4 protein-coding genes are annotated in these 4007 nt (G+C 73.7%); 1 reads left to right on the forward strand and 3 read right to left on the reverse strand.

Annotated features, from left to right (window positions below; translation table 11 throughout):
• Window positions 1–659, forward strand: a 659-nt coding sequence (locus AOK15_RS32625; RefSeq protein ID WP_205632272.1) for a hypothetical protein, incomplete at its 5' end; no start/stop codon positions are given.
• Between the two features lie 26 nt (window positions 660–685).
• Here AOK15_RS32625 and AOK15_RS32630 read toward each other — a convergent pair.
• The 3 genes from AOK15_RS32630 to AOK15_RS32640 form a co-directional block, all read right to left on the reverse strand.
• Window positions 686–1843: a small ribosomal subunit Rsm22 family protein gene (locus tag AOK15_RS32630; RefSeq protein ID WP_055521930.1), complete on the reverse strand. Its 1158-nt coding sequence runs from the start codon at window positions 1841–1843 to the stop codon at window positions 686–688.
• 114 nt (window positions 1844–1957) lie between these two features.
• Window positions 1958–3175 (reverse strand): serine hydrolase domain-containing protein, encoded by a 1218-nt coding sequence (locus AOK15_RS32635; RefSeq protein ID WP_079058841.1) that lies wholly within the window; start codon window positions 3173–3175, stop codon window positions 1958–1960.
• The coding region (locus AOK15_RS32640) for an MFS transporter (RefSeq protein WP_157870434.1) at window positions 3088–4007 on the reverse strand (920 nt) is incomplete at its 5' end. The genes AOK15_RS32640 and AOK15_RS32635, both read right to left, overlap by 88 nt.

Consider the following 4007-nt stretch of genomic DNA (forward strand, 5'->3'; position numbering starts at 1 on the left):
GCCGGTCGGACACCCCGCCCGGCCCACCGAGTGGCACGGGCGGGGTGTCCGACCGGCTGTCCGGGGCACTGCTGGCCGTCGGTGCGGCGCTCACGATCGGCGGTTCGTTCACCACGCTGAACTCGGCGGTCGACTACCGCGACAAGGACAAGGACGAGGTGGTCGTCGAGAGCGTGTCGAAGGCGTGGTCCCACCGGACCGAGTTCGCCGAGGGCCTGGTGTCCACGACGGACGGGGTGGTCGACAGGGTGCAGTTCGACGGGGTCTCGCTGCTGGTCGGGATCGTCGCCGCCCTCGTCGCGGCCGTCTTCCTGCTGGTGGGCCCCGGGCGGCGGCCCCCGCTGCGACGGGGGCTCGCGGTCGCGGGCGGGGCGGTGCTGTTCGGCACGGCCCTGGCGGTCGTGATGGAGTCGGTCAGCGTCACACAGTGGGAGTCGGACACCCAGGAGATGAGCTTCGGCCCCGGCTTCTACCTGCTGGTCGGCGCCGTTCTCCTGAGCCTCGCGGCGACCGCGCTCATCCTCGTCGGCGCCGAGCGCTCCACGCCCGCGGCGCCCGCGCTGCCCCAGTCGTCCCATCCCTGGCCGACACCGCCCGCCGCCCAGCCTTACCCGCCGGGCCCGGCGGGCCCCGCAGGCCCGGCCCCGTCGTCGTACTAGCCGCCGTCCTCAGGGGGAGAGGGGACTCAGGCCCGGTCGTCGTCCCCGGTCGGCGGGGGCCAGGCGTCGCCCCAGTCGGCGTCGCGAGCCGCCTTGTAGAGCGGGCCGTGGCGTTTGGTGACGGTGGTCCGGCCGAGGGTGGGGACGGGGCCGGTGCCGGGCCGATTCCCGCCGTCGGCGTCGGCGCCGGAGGTGACGGCCGGGGCGATGGTCGTGGCCTCCGTGGTGGTCGGGGCGGGGGTCGCTGCGTCCGTGGCGGCGAGGGCGGTGGTCGCGGCGTCCTTGGCGGTCGGGGTCCCGGTTCCGCAGAGGTCGAGGAGGACCTGGCCCTTGCGGATCTGGGGCTTGCGCACGACACGGGAGGCGGCCGGGGCCGGGACGAAGCGGGTCGCGGCGACGTAGCTGAACTTCTCGTCCTCGTACGCCAGGGAGCCGCCCTTGACCTGCCGGTGCAGGGAGGAGCGGCTGACACGGGCGGCGAAGTGGCACCAGTCCTCGCCGGGGACGATCGGGCAGGCGGCGCTGTGCGGGCAGGGGGCGGCGATGTGGAACCCGGCCGCGATGAGGCGGTCGCGGGCGTCGATGACACGGGCGTAGCCGTCGGGGGTGCCGGGCTCGATGACCACGACGGCCTGCGCGGCGGTCGCGGCGGCGTCGACCATGGCGGTCCGGTCGGCGTCGGTGAGCTCACCGAGGACGTAGGAGATGGTGACGAGATCAGTGCTCTCGATGGTGAGCGCCGATCCGATACGAGAGCGCTGCCACTCGGTGGGCTTGAGGTCCGGGTGGGCGGCGGCGATCTCCCGGCCGAGCGCGAGCGCCGGTTCCGCCCAGTCGAGCACCGTCACCGGGCGCCCGCCCGTCCAGGTCGCGTTCACGGCCCAGGTCGCCGCGCCCGTCCCTCCGCCGACGTCCACATGGCTGCCGGGTTCCCAGTCGGGCACGGCCCGCGCGAACGCCTCCAGCGCCGCGCACACCGCCTCGAACGTGGCCGGCATCCGGTACGCCGCATACGCCACCACGTCCGACCGGTCCCGCAGCACGGGCGCGTCGGTGGGCGTCCGCCCCCGGTAGTTCACGATCAGCCGCTCCACCGCCTGCGCGGCCGCCTTCGGCGGAAGCCCGTCGAGCAGATGGGCGAGAGCGGTGCGGAGGGTGTCGGACGGGGAGAGAGGGGCGTTCACGAGGGAATTCTAAGAGAACCGGACCTCATGCCCGCACCGAATCCCGGCACCCCACCACGGTCACCCGCCGCCCCCGCTACCCCGGGCCTTCGCCGGGACCGGACCCGAACTCGCTCACATCCCCCGCACCGCCCGCGCCACCCGGGTGCCCGCTGCGGCTCGGGCCGTGTTCAGGGAGGTTCCCCGGCGGGGGTGGACCGCGTTGGCCAGGAGGATGAGGAAGGTGTCCGTGGCCTGGTCGAGGACGAGGGACGTGCCGGTGAAGCCGGTGTGGCCAGCGGCTCCGCGGCCCGCCAGTTCGCCCATGAACCAGGGCTGGTCGAGCGCGAACCCGAGCCCCGGAGGCGTCAGCATCAGCTCCACGAAGTCGGGGCCGAGGATGCGGGCGGGCCCGTAGGAGCCGCCGGCCAGCAGGGTGCGGCAGAACACCGCCAGGTCCCGGGCCGTGGAGAAGAGTCCCGCGTGTCCGGCGACCCCGCCGAGCGCCCACGCGTTCTCGTCGTGGACCTCGCCCCGCAGCATCCCCCGCTCGGCCTTGCCCCAGGGGCGGCGCTGGTCCTCCGTCGCCGCCGCGCCGGGGCAGGGCCCGAAGGCCGTGGCCGTCATGCCCAGGGGGCGGGTGACGCCGGCGTGGATCAGGTCGTCCAGGCCCCGGCCCGTGAGGCGTTCGAGGACGTACTGGAGGAGCAGGAGGTTGAGGTCGGAGTAGAGGTGGACCGTGCCCGGCGCCGTCATCGGCTCCTCGCGCCGCAGCATCGCCAGCCGGGCCTCGGTGGACCCGCCCTCGTACAGCGGGAGTTCGGGCCGCAGCCCCGAGGTGTGGGTGAGGAGGTGGCGGACGGTGAGGCCGTGCGCGGCGGCGCCGGAGAAGTCGGGGAGGTACGCGGCGACCTTCGCGTCGATACCGAGGGTGCCGCGTTCCAACTGCTGGACCGCCGCCACGGCGGTGAACAGCTTGGTGAGGGAGGCCAGGTCGAAGGGGGTGTCGGGGGTCGCCGGGACACGGGACCCGGGCGGCAGTTCCACCCCGCTGTCGGTGCGTTCGTCGTAGGACTCGTAGCGGACCGCCCAGCCCGCCGCCTCCTCGACGGCGATGACGGGACCGCGGCCGGCGAGGACGACGGCGGCGGGCGCCCGAGGTCGGTCGCCTTCCGTCAGCGCGCGCACCTCGCGTACGAGATGGCGCAGTTCCTCGGGGTCGAGTCCGGCCCGTTCCGGGGTGTCCGTGCGCAGTCTCGGCGCGCTCAGCTGTCCTCCCCCTTCCTCTCGGTTCCGCTCGGGAGGGGCATACCCCCATCCTCTGCCTTCGTACGCTTGTTCCAAGGACGGCACAGTGCCACGAAGCAGGTCGCCGCCACCAGTGTCGCGGTGAGTTGGACGACGGCCATGGGGACGGCGGTTTCCTCGCCCGCGACGCCGACCAGGGGGGACGCTATCGCGCCGATCAGGAAGGACGAGGTACCCAGCAGCGCCGACGCCGAACCCGCCGCGTGCCGCACCCGCATGAGGGCGAGGGCCTGGGTGTTGGGGAGGGTGACGCCCATCGCGGACATCAGCACGAACAGCGCCGTGGCGACCGGGGCCAGGCCGACCTCGCCGAAGGCGCCCAGCGACATCAGCAGCAGGGCGGTCGCGGCGAGCGCGATGACGGTGAGGCCGACCGCGAACACCTTGTCGAGGCTCACCCGGCCGACGAGGACCTTGCCGTTGATCTGGCCGACGATGACGAGGCCGACCGAGTTGACGCCGAACAGGATGCTGAAGGTCTGCGGGGAGGCGCCGTAGATCTCCTGGATCACGAACGGGGAGGCGCTGATGTAGGCGAAGAGCGCGGCGAACGCGAAACCGCCCGCGAGGACGTAGCCCATGAAGACACGGTCGGTGAGCAGGCCGCGCATGGCGTGCAGGGTCTCGCCGACGCCGCCGCCGTGGCGTTCGGCGGGAGCGAGCGTCTCGGGGAGCTTCGCCCAGACGACCGCGAGGAGGGCGGCGCCGATGACGGTGAGGACGACGAAGACGCCCCGCCAGTCGGTGACGCGGAGGATCTGGCCGCCGACGAGGGGCGCGACGATCGGGGCCACCCCGGAGATCAGCATCAGGGTGGAGAAGAAGCGGGCCATGGCGTCGCCGTCGTACAGGTCGCGTACGACGGCGACGCCATGGC

The sequence above is a fragment of the Streptomyces ossamyceticus genome, assembly GCF_001418475.1.
Taxonomy (GTDB): Bacteria; Actinomycetota; Actinomycetes; order Streptomycetales; family Streptomycetaceae; genus Streptomyces; species Streptomyces ossamyceticus.